The sequence below is a fragment of the Agrobacterium sp. rho-13.3 genome (assembly GCF_033957765.2).
Taxonomy (GTDB): Bacteria; Pseudomonadota; Alphaproteobacteria; order Rhizobiales; family Rhizobiaceae; genus Agrobacterium.
Window position 1 is genome coordinate 179656 of sequence record NZ_CP192774.1, and the last position, 17143, is coordinate 196798.

10 protein-coding genes are annotated in these 17143 nt (G+C 56.4%); all 10 read left to right on the forward strand.

The window, feature by feature from the left end; genetic code table 11:
- Positions 1-11: 11 nt before the first annotated feature.
- The 10 genes from cheR (at position 12) to visN (ending at position 17136) form a co-directional block, all read left to right on the forward strand.
- Positions 12-920: a protein-glutamate O-methyltransferase CheR gene (gene cheR, locus RMR16_RS00845; protein ID WP_320200964.1), complete on the forward strand. Its 909-nt coding sequence runs from the start codon at positions 12-14 to the stop codon at positions 918-920.
- Complete coding sequence (cheB, locus tag RMR16_RS00850) at positions 917-1972, forward strand: protein-glutamate O-methylesterase CheB (RefSeq protein ID WP_320200963.1); 1056 nt, start codon at positions 917-919, stop codon at positions 1970-1972. The genes cheR and cheB overlap by 4 nt, the downstream gene beginning before the upstream one ends.
- A complete protein-coding gene (gene cheY2, locus RMR16_RS00855; RefSeq protein WP_320200962.1) occupies positions 1972-2361 on the forward strand; it encodes a chemotaxis response regulator CheY2 in 390 nt (129 codons plus the stop codon). Before cheB ends, cheY2 begins: the two co-directional genes overlap by 1 nt.
- A complete protein-coding gene (gene cheD / locus RMR16_RS00860) occupies positions 2358-2903 on the forward strand; it encodes a chemoreceptor glutamine deamidase CheD (protein WP_320200961.1) in 546 nt (181 codons plus the stop codon). Before cheY2 ends, cheD begins: the two co-directional genes overlap by 4 nt.
- 108 nt (positions 2904-3011) lie before the next feature.
- Complete coding sequence (cheT, locus tag RMR16_RS00865) at positions 3012-3395, forward strand: chemotaxis protein CheT (protein WP_320200960.1); 384 nt, start codon at positions 3012-3014, stop codon at positions 3393-3395.
- 266 nt (positions 3396-3661) lie between these two features.
- Entirely contained in the window at positions 3662-5713 is a 2052-nt protein-coding gene (locus RMR16_RS00870; RefSeq protein WP_320200959.1) for a glycosyl transferase, read from the forward strand.
- 21 nt (positions 5714-5734) lie between these two features.
- Entirely contained in the window at positions 5735-6892 is a 1158-nt protein-coding gene (locus RMR16_RS00875; protein ID WP_320200958.1) for a UDP-galactopyranose/dTDP-fucopyranose mutase family protein, read from the forward strand.
- Between the two features lie 238 nt (positions 6893-7130).
- The gene (locus RMR16_RS00880; RefSeq protein ID WP_320200957.1) at positions 7131-14234 is read left to right on the forward strand and encodes a hypothetical protein; all 7104 of its coding nucleotides are present in this window, start codon (positions 7131-7133) and stop codon (positions 14232-14234) included.
- 121 nt (positions 14235-14355) lie between these two features.
- On the forward strand, positions 14356-16041 hold the full coding sequence (gene fliF / locus RMR16_RS00885; RefSeq protein WP_320200956.1) for a flagellar basal-body MS-ring/collar protein FliF: 1686 nt from the start codon (positions 14356-14358) through the stop codon (positions 16039-16041).
- A gap of 363 nt (positions 16042-16404) precedes the next feature.
- Positions 16405-17136 carry a transcriptional regulator VisN gene (visN, locus tag RMR16_RS00890; RefSeq protein WP_320200955.1) on the forward strand — a complete coding sequence of 244 codons (732 nt, stop codon included), beginning with the start codon at positions 16405-16407 and terminating at the stop codon, positions 17134-17136.
- Positions 17137-17143 lie beyond the last annotated feature (7 nt).

Below are 17143 nucleotides of genomic sequence, written 5' to 3' on the forward strand. Positions count from 1 at the left end.
AGTGGTGATGAATGACAGCGCCTAAATTTAACGATCAACGCCAGTCCCCGGACGAAGTGCTCGCCAGCGGAGAATATCCGCTGACGCGCCGCGATCTGTCCGAAATCGCTGCGATGATTTATGCCGATGCGGGTATTTATCTGAACGACACAAAGGCGTCGCTCGTTTATTCGCGCCTGTCAAAACACATCCGCAATCTCGGTATTTCCGGTTTCCGGGAATATTGCACCTTGGTATCCTCTCAGGAGGGCGCGCCTGCCCGCCGTGAGATGTTGTCGCATCTGACAACCAATTTCACGCGGTTCTTCCGCGAAAACCACCACTTCGAACATCTTCGCGACGAGGTTCTGCCGGGGCTTATCAACCGTGCAAAATCGGGCGGACGCGTTCGCATCTGGTCGGCGGCCTGCTCCGATGGGCAAGAGCCATATTCGATCGCACTGACCGTCCTGTCGATGTTTCCGAATGCCGCCGAGCATGATTTCCGCATCCTCGCGACCGATATCGACCCGAAGATTCTCGCTCAGGCCCGGGCAGGGGTCTATGACGAGAACGCTCTTGAAACCGTGTCTCCGGCCATTCGCAAGCAATGGTTTCAGGACGTGGATGTCGGTGGTCGGCGCAAGCACCAGATCAGCGACAAGGTCAAGCGCCTGATCACGTTCAATGAGCTGAACCTCATGACGCAATGGCCGTTCAAGGGCGGTTTCGACGTGATCTTCTGCCGCAACGTGGTGATCTATTTCGATGAGCCGACCCAGATGAAAATCTGGTCGCGTTTTGCCGGTTTGCTACCGGAGGGCGGGCATCTCTATATCGGCCATTCGGAGCGTGTTTCGGGCGATGCGAAAGCGTTGTTCGACAATACCGGTATCACCACATACCGTTTCCTAGGAAAATCCGGCGGGAGGAAGGCATGAGTTCACCCGCACGGGTTCTCGTTGTCGACGACTCTCCGACCATGCGCGGCCTGATTTCGGCTGTCCTGAAGGCCGACCCAGATGTTCAGGTCGTCGGGCAGGCGGGCAACGCCATGGAAGCACGCGCTGCGATCAAGGAACTCAACCCAGATGTCGTGACGCTGGATATCGAGATGCCGGAAATGAACGGCCTCGAATTCCTCGAAAAAATCATGCGCCTGCGGCCCATGCCGGTCATCATGGTATCGACGCTGACACATCGCGGCGCTGGTGCGTCGCTGGCGGCGCTGGAAATCGGCGCTTTCGACTGCGTGGGCAAACCCGCACCGGGCGATAGCAGACCGTTTGGCGATCTGGCTGAAAAGGTGAAGGCTGCGGCTCGTTCGCAGCATCAGACATACCGCGCCATGGCAACCGAGCGGCCCGCCGCACCACAGCCAATGGCGGTCAGTGATTATCGCGTCGGTCGCAAGATCGTCGCCATTGGCTCTTCGACCGGTGGTGTCGAAGCGTTGATTTCGGTTTTGCAGAAATTCCCGGCCAATTGCCCGCCAACGGTGATTACGCAACATATGCCGTCCACCTTCACAAAAAGCTTTGCGGAGCGGCTGAACCGTCTCTGCGCGCCGGTTGTTGAAGAGGCGACGGACGGCGCACGGCTTCAGACCGGCAAGATCTACCTTGCACCGGGCGGTGAGCGCCATTTGCAGGTCGTTAATCATTCCGCGCCAAGTTGCAGGCTTTTGGACAGGGAACCTGTTAATGGCCATCGGCCATCGGTGGACGTGTTGTTCGATTCAGTGGCCGAACTGGCTGGACGCAACGCTGTTGGTGTCATCCTGACCGGGATGGGGCGTGACGGTGCTGCGGGTCTGCTGAAAATGCGCCATGCCGGTGCCCGCACCATTGGCCAGAATGAAAAAACATGCGTCGTTTATGGAATGCCAAGGGTTGCGCATGAACTTGGTGCCGTTGAAACACAACTTTCGCTGAACGCCATCGGCGAAGAAATTCTGAAACTTACTGCTGCCCGAAAAGAAGGTTCTGACTAATGTCTCTTGCAGAGAAAATCAAAGTTCTGATCGTTGATGATCAGGTGACCAGCCGCCTGTTGCTCAGTGATGCGCTGACCCAGCTCGGCTTCAAGCAGATCACGTCCGCCGGTGACGGCGAACAGGGTATGAAGATCATGGAGCAGCAGCCCCATCATCTGGTCATCTCCGACTTCAACATGCCGAAGATGGACGGTCTTGGCTTCTTGCAGGCGGTTCGCACGAACCCGACCACCAAGAAGGCGGCCTTCATCATTTTGACGGCGCAGGGCGACCGTGCTCTGGTGCAGAAGGCTGCGGCGCTTGGCGCCAACAACGTTCTGGCAAAGCCCTTCTCGATCGACAAGATGAGGGCGGCGATCGAAGCCGTATTCGGATCACTGAAATGATCGAAACCGCAGCCAAGCGCGTTCACATTATTCAAGGCGAGTACAAGGTCATCAACGATCCGGACGTGGTCATGACGACAATCCTTGGCTCGTGCGTGGCTGCATGTCTCAGAGATCCCGTTGCGGGCGTCGGCGGCATGAACCATTTTTTGCTGCCGGGTACGGGGGGTATGGGGGGCGGAGATGCGACCCGTTATGGGGTGCATCTCATGGAGTTGCTGATCAACGGCTTGCTGAAGCAGGGGGCACGCCGTGATCGTCTTGAGGCAAAGATTTTCGGCGGGGCGAAAACCATTGCCAGCTTCTCGAATGTCGGCGAACAGAACGCCGCATTCGCGGTGCAGTTTTTGAAAGACGAAGGTATCCGCCTCGTCGGCTCATCAACCGGCGGAGACCAGGGCCGTAAAATAGAATTCTGGCCGGTCTCCGGTCGCGCGCGTCAGCATCCGCTCAGCGGTGCCGAAACGCAAAGCACGGTTGCGCTGGAAAAACGTCCAGCTCCGGCTCCCAAGCCAGCAGCCAGCGATATCGAGTTTTTCTAAGGCGGCACGCAAAGCGGGTTTTCCCGCGCCGTTCTACCTTTTTTGTCTCCGCATCGGACGGAAGCCGTTTTCAGGTTTTCGTCCGACGCTCTGGTCACGGAGTATTTTATGCATATCGCCGAGCATGCCGGATTTTCAGCATTTGAAGAGGCGCTTCCAGATGTTTTGATGCGGGTCGTTTCCGAACTGCACGATGTCGCCTATCTTATCGAGCGAATCGAACCCGAATTGCTGGAAGTGACCAGCGGCGCGGTATCGCACGAGGGAATGAAGCTTTTGCAGGGCATCGATCTTGCCGTTCAAAAAACAAGGGGTCTGGCCGAGTTCATCGACACGATAACGGGGTCCATCCCTCTGGATTGGGCGGTGGACGTTTCGACGGCTCTTAGTCTCGTCAAACTCGCTGAAATGCAGAAAGCGCTGGGTGCCGGCCTGCGACACGGTCACTCCCAGCCTCTCGACAAGGCATCGGGTGACATCGATCTATTTTAAGACAATGCGGCGATAGCGATATTGCAATCGCTTCGCCCGCACGGCGGTATGGTGGCGCGTGAACGAAGCAATATCCTCGCTCCGCTGTCGCTGTGAGTATCCATAAGCCGAAAAACGTCGATATTTTATCAAATAATGAGCAATGAAGCACAGTTTCTGTGCAAGTAAAGCGCCGCACAAGCTTGAAGGTATTAATCTGCACACCGGTTTCTAAAAGATAATGGTTCGTTTGCCGTTTCGGCACGCCAGTTCCGGGGTTTTGATTGATGAATAGTGTGACGACCGGTAGTTTTTCCAGTTCGCTCCTTCCAAATTTGCTGGAATTGGCCAGAACGCAACGCTTGTCGTTGATGGACCTGTTCAAATTTGCCGAAACCTTTGGCGCAGAAGGCCGCAGAACCGAGGCGGTGGAACTGTACAAAACCTGGTTGGCATTCAACGAATCCCAGCCCGGCCAGCAGATGGTCTATTTCAACTATTCCGTCACATTGCGCCAGCTTGGCGATCTTTCAGGGTCTATAAATGCGATGCGTGCGGCGTTGAAGGTCGATCCGCTATTCGGCCCCGCGCATATCAATCTCGGACGCGCTTATGAGGATGGCGGTGTGTCGACGCTGGCCATCCAGCAGTGGCAGAGCTTCGTGGACAGCACATCCGAAAGCACGCCCGACCGTCTATCCTATCGTTTGATGGCGTTGCAGCACATTGGCCGCGTTATGGAAAATGCCGGCTTGCTGGAGGAAGCGGAGACCGTGCTCTGGCAGGCCATGGAATTGCGGCCGGAAAAAACAGAGTCCGGGCAGCACTGGAGCGCATTGCGCCAGCGCCAATGCAAATGGCCTGTTCTGCTGCCTTCCAGCCACATCACGCCGCGCCAGATGATCGATTCCATGTCTCCGCTGACATTGGGATGCTACTCTGACGATCCGATGTTCCAGCTTGCCAAGGCGTGGAATTACAACAAGGGATTCGTCGGTCGCCTGAACCTCACGGGCTTTCCTCAAGGCAAGGTTAAGCAGAAGTCCGGTACGGGTGCACGCCTGCGGGTCGGCTACGTTTCCTCGGACCTGAGAGATCATGCTGTCGGCTTTGCGCTAAGAGACGTGCTGGAATTGCACGACAAGAGCAGTGTGGAAATTCACGCCTATTATTGCGGCGATCCGGTTGCGAATGATCCAACCCAAACGCGGATGAAAGCGGCTGTTGATTGCTGGCACGATATCGGTTCATTGACGGATGAAGCGGCCGCAAGGCAGATCGTCAGTGACGAAATCGACATTCTTGTGGACGTCAATGGTTACACGAAACATGCCAGAACGAAGATTTTCGCCTATCGTCCGGCCCCTGTGATCGTGAATTTCTGCGGTTATCCCGGTTCGATGGGTAGCCCCTTCCACCAGTATATGATCGCCGATCCGCACATCGTTCCGGAAGAAAGCGAAATCTATTACTCCGAGAAAGTCTTGCGGATCGCCTGCAATCAGCCGATCGACCGCAAGCGGACGATTGCGGAGAAGCCTTCGCGTCAGGAAGCAGGTCTGCCGGAAGATGCTTTCGTCTTTGCGTGCTTCAACGGTATGCAAAAAATCACGCCGAGCACATTCAATCACTGGATGGAAATTCTGACCGCAACACCGGGCAGCGTTTTGTGGCTCCTCAGCGGCAACGAGAAAGCCGATCAACGCTTGCGCGAGTTGGCCGAAGCCGCAGGCATTGCACCTGAGCGCATCCTTTTTGCCCCGAAAGCACCGAACGCGAAACACCTTGCACGCATCGCCGTGGCTGACCTGTTTCTGGACACGTTCCCTTACGGCGCACACTCCACGGCAGCCGATTCCCTGACGGTAGGACTGCCTGTGCTGACCTTCCCCGGAAAGAGTTTTGCGGCACGGTTCTGCACCAGCGTCGTTGCGGCGACTGGCGTGCCCGAACTGATTTGCGAAGGGCCACAGGATTATATCGCAAAGGCCATTGCCTACGCCCAAAATCCGGACAGCCTGAAGGCGGTTCGAAACAAGCTTGAGGCCAATCGCGAGACAAGCGTGCTGCGCGACATACCGGCATTGGCCCGACGCCTTGAAGAATTGTTCTGGCACATGCAGGGGGAAGCCGAACGGGGAGAGGCGCCTGTGCCCGATCTGCGAAATCTGGATGTCTATTACGAGATCGGCACCGAACTCGTGCAGGAAAATCTGGAATTCGTGGACGAAAAAACCTACCGCGACCGTTATTTGCAGAAGCTGACGGAATGGCATGGCTACTCCGCCATTCCGCACGACAACCGCCTGTGGACCAAAGACGCTTCGGCGAACGCATAACATCATAAGGGTAGGTTGATCGTGTCCCAGCATAAGAAGATTGCTATCGTCGGCGCCGGATTGTCTGGCGCCGTTATTGGACGTGAGCTTGCAGAGGCAGGTCATCAGGTCGAGATTTTCGATATCCGCGACCATATTGCAGGCAATTGCCATACGGAGCGCGACAGCGAAACGGGTGTGATGGTTCACGTCTACGGCCCGCATATTTTTCACACCGATGATGCGGAAGTGTGGGGCTATGTAAACAGTTTCCAGACCTTCATGCCCTATAAAAACCGGGTGAAGACGACCAGCAGGGGGCAGGTGTTTTCACTCCCCGTCAACCTGCACACCATCAATCAGTTTTTCGACAAGACGTTCAGGCCGGATGAGGCAAAGGCGTTTATCGACGAGCAGGCCGACAAGACCATCGAAGACCCGCAGACCTTTGAAGAGCAGGCGCTGCGCTTCGTCGGTCGCGATCTTTATGAGGCATTTTTTCAAGGCTATACCCAGAAGCAATGGGGTTGCTCGCCAACCGCCCTGCCGGCGTCGATCCTGAAACGATTGCCGGTTCGCTTCAATTACGACGACGATTATTTTTTCCACAAATACCAGGGTATGCCAGAGAGTGGTTATACGCCGATGGTGGAGAAAATTCTCGACCACACCGGTATCCGCGTTCATCTGAAAACGGCGTTCAGTCGGGATGACGTCAGTGGATACGATCACACATTTTACTCAGGCTCTCTGGATGGCTATTTTCACCATGTGAATGGCCGTTTGGGTTATCGCACGCTCGATTTCGAACGTTTTACCTATGACGGCGATTATCAGGGATGCGCTGTGATGAATTACGGGGAGGTGTCGGTGCCTTATACCCGCATCACCGAACACAAGCATTTTTCGCCGTGGGAACGCCACGACAGTTCTGTCTGCTACCGGGAATTTTCCCGGGAATGCGGACCGGATGATGTGCCCTATTACCCCATCCGGCTGGTCGAGGAAAAAGAACAGCTCGCGCAATATGTTGCACTTGCAGGGCAGGAAAAGGCCGTGACCTTTGTGGGAAGGCTTGGAACATACCGTTATCTGGACATGGATGTGACGATCCGCGAGGCGCTGGATACTGCGCGCCTGTTCCTGTCGCTCGGTGAGAAGGATCAGCCTATGCCATCCTTCCTCAACCCTCCGCTGTAGTTCGGCTTCGTGACACCCATAATCTGCTTTTCATATCGGAAAAACTGACAGCCTCGCGCAAGCAACGAAACCTAGGATTGTCAATGGTGAATGCCCTCAAGTCGTATGGCTAGGCGGCATTCAGCGCGGCGCGGGGGCGGGGCAAAAGACGTTCGTTTTCCTGTTCAGAACATTCATTTGGAGGTGTGGCAGCCTCCCCATTTGTTTCGACATTTGAGCTAGTGATCAAGGCTTGTAAATGACAACGATCGTACCTTCGCTAACCGTTAAGCAGATTACCTCTCTTTCGACAACGGCGATTGCCGCGTGGTCGACGGAAGATGTTGCATCGCTTTCGACAACGCAGATCAAGGCGCTTTCGTCGGCCCAAATTTCAGCGCTCGATACCGAAGACGTCAAGGTGCTTTCGAGCAGCCAGCTGAGTGCCATCACCACGGGCGCGATTGTCGGGCTGACGCTGGATCAGATTGCCGTTCTGAATAAAATCGCCATCGAAAGCATGAGTTCGAACCAGGTCGCGGCGTTAACGACCGCGCAACTGGGGCAACTGACGAGTGACCAGTCCGAAGCACTCACTCCGGCGCAGATCGCGGCGCTCAGTTCGGCACAACTGGCTGCTTTCTCGATAGAGGATTTGGCCACATTCTCCACCGCTGATATCGCGGCGATCTCGAGCAAGGCCGTTTCCGGTCTTAGCACCAAAGCCATTACCTCACTGTCCAACGACCAATTGGCGGCCCTGAATACCAAAACGATCACCGGACTGACAACTGCGCAGATCAGTGCTTTGAGTTCGACGCAAATCGATGGCGCGGGTCCAACCCGCATCAGTGCTTTGACGTCCGGCCAGATTGGCGCTTTGAAGGCCTCCCAAGTCAGCGCTCTCGGTACCCAATATCTTGTCAATATTTCAGCAGCGGCGATCTCAGGCTTGAGTACTGCCGCCATTGCCAGCCTGTCCGCAGACCAGATCGGGGCTTTTTCAACCGATCAGATTTCAAATTTGACCGCGCGGCAGCTCGGTGTTCTCAAATCTTCGCAGGTTCAGGCATTAGAGGAAGCTGGCATCGCCGTTCTGTCCACGGCGCAGATCGCGGCACTGGGAACCAAATCCATTGCGGGTCTTACCACTGAGCAGATCGCGGCGTTAACGACCGAGCAGGTTGCGGCGCTGACGGCGCCCCAGGTCAAAATGCTCAGTTCGGCACAGATCGCCGAGCTTACAGCCGAAAAGATCGCGACGTTTTCAACGGCGGATATTGCCGCGATCACGAGTGCTGCAGCAGCGGGTCTGAGCACGAGTATCATTGGCACATTGTCCAACGAGCATGTCGCAGCATTCAGCGGGAGCACCTTCGCGAACCTGACCACGGAACAGTTCTCGGCACTGAGCAGTACTCAGCTTCCGGCTTTGACCTCCGTGCAATTGGGTGCGCTGACGTCGACCCAAGCCTCGGTTCTGACCAAGGACAGCATTAAGCTACTCTCGTCCTCGGCCCTGGAATCTCTGTCGAGTAAAGCAGTTGCAGGGTTAGATGCAGCCATCGTCGGGGAACTGACGACCAGCCAGATTGCGGCACTCAGCACAAGTGCGGTTTCCAAACTCACGGCCGAGCAGATTAGCGCTTTGAGCACAAGCCAGGTCGCCGCACTGACCTCTGCGCAAATAGGTGTGCTTGGGTCTTTGCAGATCGGCGCCCTCGATGCCGATGACATAAAGACGTTTACTGCGGACGAGATCGCCGCGATTTCGACAAAGGGCATCGCCGGTCTTGGCGCTGGTGCCGTTGCTATCTTGACATCCGTACAGATAGCCGCACTGGGAGCCGCAGCCATCGCCGCCTTCTCGACGGATCAAATTGCGGCGCTGACGTCCGACCAGGTCAAACTTCTCACGACCCAGCAGTTGAGCGCTATTAAATCTGCGCAGATCAAATCGCTGAGCACGGAATATATCAAGTCTCTGACACCAGAACAGGTTGCATCTCTGGGAACGGCGGCAATTGCCGCGCTTTCTACTGCGCAGATTGCTGCGATAACGCCAGATAATCTCGGCGCTTTGTCCTCTGCTCAGGTAAAAGCGCTAAGCTCAACACAGCTGGCGGTATTGGAACCCACAGGCCTTGCCAAGTTCTCTGTTGAAGATATTGCAGCCATCGGATCGAAAGCCATTCAGGGACTGAGCACCGCTGCGATTGCTGCGCTCACCACTTTGCAAGTGGCGGCGCTATCAACGGTGGCTGTTGCCGGTCTAACGACCGATCAGGTTGACGCGCTGACTGCCCTCCAGTTTGGTGCCATGTCTGCGGCACAGGCTGCGGTCCTAACCTCATCACAGGTCGCGGTATTGGAGCCGGATGATATTGCCGCGTTCTCGGATGCCAATATTACAGCTTTGAACACCAAGGCGATCTCCAGCTTGTCGACCGCTGTTGTGGCTGCTTTGACTGCGGAGCAGGTTAAAGCAATCAGTGTCAGCTCCCTGTCCAAACTGAGTTCCGACCAGATTGCTGCGCTGTCGCCGACGCAGGTTGCAGCCCTTTCGACCACCCAGATCAAAGTGCTGAGCTCTGGACAAGTTGCAGCCTTGGATTCCGAATCGATCGTAAAGCTGACAACCGGCCAGATTGCAGCTCTGGCAACCAAGGCTTTGGCTGGCTTTGGCGCGGATCAGATATCCGCCTTGTCCACCACCCAGATCGCGTCTTTGACATCGTCGCAAATCGCTGCCCTGACGGGCAGCCAACTTGCGGGCTTGAAGGTGGAAGACATCAAGGTGATTTCGACTGCGGGAATTCAGGCGCTAACCGCAAGCGGCATCGCAGGGCTATCAACTGAGGTGATCGCCGCGCTTACGAGTGATAAGATCGCCGTTTTAAGCGTCGGTGCTATCGGCGCTTTGACGTCCGATCAAATTGAAGCGCTTTCGACAGCGCAAGTGGATTCCTTGACGACGCGGCAGATCGCGGCGCTCAAATCCTCGCAGATTGCGGGACTTGGAGCGGATGATCTCAAGACATTTTCCGACGAAGATATTGCTGCGATTGCGGCAAGAGCGATACTAGGTCTGAGCACATCCATCTTCGCAGGACTTTCGACACTCCAAATTCGGGCACTGGCCACCGGGGCAGTTGCAAGCCTGACATCTGAGCAAATTGAAAGCCTTGGAACAGCGCAGCTTGCAGCCCTGTCGATTAAGCAGATGGCTGCACTCACCTCGTCCCAGATTTCTGTCTTAACTCCCGCCAGTCTGGCGTCCCTGACCCCAGACCAAATTGCGGCAATGCGTGCCACGACCGTAACAACCTTGACGGACGAACAACTTGTGGCTCTCACGTCCGCGCAGCTTGCTGTTCTCACCACCACGCAGATCGCTGCATTGGGGTCGGCGCAAATTTCTGCGATGAGCAGCACGCAGATCGCTGCCCTGAGCACATTGCAGATTGCAGCAATCGGAACCTCGGGAATATCCGGGCTTTCCACCAAACAGATTGCCGCCCTCAGCACGAAGCAGGCAGAAGCGCTCACCAGCCTTCAGGTGTCGGCTCTGACCGGCGATCAGCTTGAGGCTTTCGGAAGCGATGATATCGCAACGTTCTCCGACAAGGATATCGCCGCCATCAATTCAACCGCAATTTCCGGCCTTTCGACCGCAGTGATTGCGTCTCTCTCGCCCGAGCAGGTCGCTGCCCTGAACTCGACCAGCTTCGCAAATCTTTCGACCAAACAGGTTGCCGCCCTGACCACCGAACAGATTGCCGCTTTGAAGACCAAACAGGTTTCCGCGTTGACGGCCCAACAGGTCGCCGTCTTCAGCGTCGATGACATCAAAAAACTATCGGTGGGACAGATTGCTGCACTGAGTACCGGCGGTATTTCTGGGCTGACCACCGCGCAACTGACTGCATTCACGACGTTGCAGGCAGAAGCGTTGACGGCCGTTCAAGTCGGAGCGCTGACGTCTTCCCAGCTTACGGTTCTTGGGACCGAGGGCATCGCAAAATTTTCCAGTGCGGATATTGGCGCAATCAATTCCGATATCATTGCGTCGCTGCCGACAAGCACCATTGCTGCCTTAACAGCCGATCAACTCGTATTCTTGAGCACGGGATCCGTGGCGAGCTTGTCCACAAACCAGGTTTCAGCTTTGACCTCGGGCCAACTCGTCGCGCTTTCGACAAAACAGATCGCCGCGCTGACATCCCAGCAGATTGCTGTGCTTGGCACCGCTAAGCTCGAATCCCTGTCCACGGGTGCTCTTGCTGCGATCAGTTCTGCGGCGATATCCGGATTGCCGACGGACACGATCGCAGCACTGACCCCGGAGACGATGAAGGCTATCAGTCCGGCTGCGATTGCCGGTCTGTCGACACGACAGGTCGCAGCCTTGACCATGGGCCAGGTCGAATCGCTCTCCTCCAAGCAGGTTGGCGCGCTGACGTCTAGACAGGTGGCGGCGCTGGGAACGAATGGCATCATCGCGCTCGAACCCCACCAGATAACAGCGTTGAGCACGGACGGCATTGCTGGACTTTCAAGCACCCAGATTGCAGTGCTCATGACGACGCAGACCGAGGCGCTGACCACGGCGCAGGTGGCTGTGCTCAGTTCCGCGCAGGTCGCCGCTCTCGGGACAGATGATCTTGCCGTATTTTCTTCAAAGGATATCGCTGCCCTTTCCAGTGGCGCCATTGCAGGACTGACGACCGAAACATTGGCTTTATTGTCGACTGCGACGGTCGCAGCTTTGTCGACGACCACGCTTCCAGGTCTTTCAACAGCCCAAATTGGCGCGTTGACAACGGACCAGTTGGGGGCGCTGACGACAGGCCAGATCGCGGCACTTGGTTCAAAACAGGTTGCGGCGATTGGGACAGCCGGGATCGGTGCGCTCTCCACAGCCCAGATCGCGGCCTTGAGTACGGTCGGTATTCCCGGCCTTTCCGCCACGCAGATTGCCGCCCTTTCCACAGCGCAGGTCGAGGCTTTCAACAGCACCCAGGTCGCGGTCCTGACCTCGGCTCAGGTCGGTGCGCTGGGCGTTGACGATCTCGCTACGTTTTCAACCGCTGAACTTGCGGCATTGACCTCAAGTGCCATTCTGGGTCTTTCCACAGACACAATTGCCGCCATGTCGAGCGACCGCGTTGCGGTGCTGGGCACGGCGAGCATCTCCGGTCTTTCCACCACCCAGATAGGGTCTCTCACGCCGGCGCAACTTGGCGCGCTGACCACAACGCAGATTGCGGCGCTTGGCTCAAAACAGGTTGCAGCGATTGGAACCGCCGGGATCGGCGCGCTTTCAACCGCGCAGATTGCAGCCTTAAGCACCCTGGGAATTGCCGGTCTTTCGACCACGCAGATTGCAGCACTTTCGACCACGCAAATTGAAGCGTTCAATACGTTGCAGGTTGCCGCGTTGACCTCCGTTCAGGTTGGCGCATTGGGTGCCGACGATATTGGCGTGTTTTCCACGGCGGAACTCGCGGCGTTGACGTCGAGCGCCATCCTCGGTCTTTCGACCGATACGATTGCCGGTCTGACCACTGAGCGTGTGGCCGTTCTGGGAACGGCAAGCATCTCCGGTCTCTCGTCGACGCAGATCGCGGCGCTGACGACGGCGCAATTGGAGGCGCTGACGGTGACGCAGATCGCGGCCCTCGGCTCGAAACAGGTCGCGGCTTTGGGAACTGTCGGTGCCGCGGTTCTGTCTTCGGCTCAGGTCGCCGCGCTGACGACGGCAGCCATCGCAGGTCTTTCGACCGGGCAGCTCGCGGCTCTCTCCACCGATCAGGTGGAGGCTTTGACGCCGATCCAGGTCGGTGCGCTGACGTCCACGCAACTATCCGCATTCGGAAAGGAAAGCATTGGCGTTTTCTCCACGGCAGATCTTGCCGCGCTGTCGTCCAATGCCATTTCGGGTCTCTCGCCCGCCGCTCTCGCTGCGATGTCGACAGACAGGATCGCTATCCTCAGCCCACTGGGTATTTCGGGACTAACGACCGGTCAGATCGACAGTTTGAGCACGGATCAGGTCGAGGCCTTCACCCCGGATCAGGTGGCAGCACTGGGAGCGAGACAACTCGCAGCCCTTGGTCTGGACGATCTGCGAACATTCTCGACGGCAGACATCGCTGCGATCAGCGCAGCGGCGATCTCGGGCATTTCAACGGCTTCGCTGGCATCGCTTCCGACGGAAACCATCAGCGTGTTGAGCACGCTTGGAATTTCCGGGCTTTCCTCGGCGCAGGTTGCCGCACTGACCGTCGATCAGGTCAGCGCCCTGACAACTGCACAGGTTGCAGCGTTTGGCTCGCGGCAGGTCGCCGCTCTGGAAACGATCGATCTGGCTGCTCTGTCGACTGGCCAGATTGCTGCGCTGAACTCGGTCGGTATTGCTGGTCTCACCAGCAATCAGGTTGCGGCCCTGAGCCTTGAGCAGCTTCATGCCTTCTCCACGGCCCAGATTGGCGCATTGACGTCCAACGCACTCTCCGGATTGACGGCAGAAGAGCTGGAAACACTCAGCTCGGCACAGATTGCAGCCATAAGTTCCTCCGCGATTGGCGGACTGCCGACCACGTTCATCGCGGCGCTGACATCCGGCGAACTGGCTGCCTTGGGTACGGCGGGCATATCGGGACTGACAAGCAGTCAGGTTGCTGTCCTCAGCAAAGACCAGATCGAATCCTTCACGACGACGCAGATCGCAGCGCTCAGTGCAGATGGCTTGGCCGGCTTGTCCACGGAGGGGATGTCGACATTCTCGACAGCGGATATCGCAGCCATCGCCTCCTCGGCCATCAGAGGGCTATCGACCGCCATTGTCGCGGCTCTGACCACGAGCGAGATAAATGTTCTGACTGCCGGCCAGGTTGGAGGGCTGAGTTACAACCAGATCGTCGCTCTTACGACAGCGCAAGTGGATGCGTTGACCACAACGCAACTCAATGCGCTGAATGCAATCCAGGCGGCGGCCCTGGGAACGGAAGATATCGCTTTGTTCTCGACGGACGATATCGTGTCGCTCAGCACCGGCGCGATTTCCGGCCTGTCCACGAGCGTGATCACAGTGTTGACCACGGCGCAGAGCGAAGCGCTGACACCTTCGCAGGTCGGCGCATTGACCTCGGCGCAGATTGCAGCCCTTTCAAAAGAGAACATTGGGAAGTTCTCCACGTCTGATATCGCTGCTTTGAGCTCGTCCGGGGTTGCCGGTCTGTCGACTGAGACATTGGTGAGCCTGTCAAGCGAGCAGATCGAGACGCTCCTCAACACCCATATGGGTGCATTGACCCCGGCTCAGGTATCCGCGATCATTTCCAGCTATATCGCGGCCTGATCCCGTCGGGGCGAGTAGGGCCACGAAACGTACCAGGGAAACGCTCGCGCAAGCTTCGCCGTCTAGTGTTGTATTGGGACCAGAAGGTCTCGGACTCATTTGAATGACGGTGCGGGACAGAATGAATCTGTTAAATCAATTCCCTCAGGTTTTAAAAAATTTTGCGGCTCTCGGTCAGACGCGGCTTTTGGTGCTGGGTGGTGTGGGCGTTTTGTCCATGGCAATCATTCTCGCCGCCGCGCTTTATGTGAACAAGCCTGCTTACGAAACACTTTATGTCGGCCTCGAAACTATGGATCTGAACAAGATCAGCATCGCTCTTGCAGAGTCGAATGTTAATTTTCAGGTTGGGGCCGATGGAACAAGCATCCAAGTTCCTGTTGGCATGACAAGCAAGGCACGTCTTCTGCTTGCCGAGCGCGGTCTGCCAGACAGTACCAACGCCGGTTATGAGCTTTTCGACAATGTCGGTTCGCTCGGCCTGACGTCTTTCATGCAGGAAGTAACCCGCGTTCGTGCGCTTGAAGGCGAAATCGGGCGCTCTATCCAGCAAATTGACGGTGTCGCTGCCGCACGCGTCCACATCGTCATGCCGGATGTCGGCAATTTTCGCCGTGGAGAACAAAAACCCACCGCGTCGGTGATGATTCGCGCCAGTGCTACGGCGGGCCGCAAGGCCGCTTCCTCTATTCGCCATCTCGTTGCTTCGGCAGTTCCCGGCCTTGAAGTCGATGACGTGACGCTTCTGGACTCCACAGGCCAGCTTTTGGCCTCCGGTGACGATGTTGGAAATGGTGCGTTGAACCGCTCCCTGACCCTGGCACAGAATTTCCAGCAGGAACTCGAAACCAAAATCGACAAGGCGCTTGCGCCATTCCTCGGCATGGACAACTTTCGCTCCAGCGTAACGGCCTCGCTCAACACTGACAGTCAGCAGGTTCAGGAAACCGTTTTCGATCCTGAATCGCGCGTCGAGCGCTCCGTTCGCACGACCAAGGAAGACCAGAAATCTCAGGAAACAACGCCGGATACGGCTGCGACGGTTGAGCAGAACGTGCCCCAGGCGGCGCCTCAGGGCGGCGGTGGCGGTCCTCGTACCTCTGATGAAACGGCGAAAAAAGAAGAGCAGACCAACTACGAGATCAACTCGAAGACAATAGCTACGGTTCGCAATGGCTATACGGTCGACAAGATTTCCATCGCAGTTGTCGTCAACAAGGGACGTCTGGCGAAAATGATCGGCGAGCCGTCCGATCAGGCAAAGATCGACGCCTATCTGGCTGAGATGCAAAAGATCGTGACCTCTGCGGCTGGTATCTCGACCAACCGCGGCGATGTCGTCACGATCACCGCCATGGATTTCCTTGAAACCCAATTGCTTGATCAGGCCGTGGCCGGTCCGGGCTTTATGGAAGTGCTGAGCCGCAATTCGGCAGGCATCATCAACTCTCTCGCCTTCGTCACCGTTGCCTTCCTCGTTGTCTGGCTTGGTGTGCGGCCCATGGTTCGCTCGGTTAACGGCGGTGCAACATCTCCTGCGGAAATCGGTCAGGAAGCCGCCGGTCTGGAACTTCCAGACTTCTCTCCGGGCCTCGGTGGAGCAAGTGCGGGTGGCCTTATGGATGGCTTCGGTGCGGACTTCGGCTTCGACAGTACCGACGATCTTCTCTCCGGCGACAATGGCGATGGCGACTTCAACCGGCGGGTCCGCGAGGGGCCAGAACGTCGTCTGTCCCGCATGGTGGAAATCAGCGAGGAACGCGCCGCGAAAATTCTCCGCAAGTGGGCGATCGAAAAAGCAGCTTAATACAGCAAAGGCCGGTTCTGAACCGGCCTTTGTCCGTTTTGCCCCTTGCATCGAAACGGCACACATGTTCTTTTTCAGGCCAGAATTTACCATTTGTTCATCAAATCGCCAGTTTGCACTGGAATACTGAAATCAACACTGTGCGAAACCGAGAACATCAATATGCTTTCGGTGTCATGACAAAGAGATGAAATACGTGGAACAGCTTTTGCTGGTTATGGTGTTTCATTGCTTGTCTTTTAAAATATAATGATTCGGTCACCAGACACGCAAATCATGGGTCCATGGCTGTGGTTCTGAATGGAAATGAGTTCCATCCCGGTTAAGTCATCTCCGTAAAGGAGACCAAGAGGGCGTAGGCTATTGAAGGTGGATGTTGATGTTCGCAGGCTATCTGCTGCGCCGTTTGATAGGTCGGTGAAGCCATTGCTACGCGATCAACTCATTCGTAATATTTCTCTTGTGGCTGCGGACGGCAACGTTACAGCCGCTATCGAGCTGCTTGCGTCCTACGCAGGCGCATCTCATTATCTGCTGGCCCGCGAAGATCTTTTGCAGGAAGCAGGCCTGAATTTTATCATTACCTCCGACTGGCCGTTTGATCTGGTGCGCAAGCTTGGCGCAGAGCTGACCAACAATCAAAACCGTGTCAGCGAAATGGAAAAATGCCTTTCGCTTTTAAAACCTCGCGTGCTTTTACTGCCGGATGATGCTGTCATCCCGCACGGCATTGACCGGCAATATTGCGCAATGACCTTTTGCGTCGGGCGCGTTCGTTTTTCACTTTTGCTGCTGTTTGCAGTCGATGCGGTTCCGGCCGATGATCGCTTGCGGGAGGCGGGGATGCTTGCAGGCTATTTTGCCAGCTCCGGTATCGTGGCCGAATCGCGGGTGGAGCGCGATATCGATCTGACCGAGCGTGAGCTTGAATGCCTTTTCTGGATCGCCGAAGGAAAAACCAGCGACGAAATGGCGACGATTCTCGGCATCTCTCGCAATACCATCAACAACTACATCACCAGCGTCATGCGCAAGACCGCAACCAAGACACGTTCCGAGGCGATTGCCTATGCGGTTCGTAATAATCTCGTATAGGGGCGCG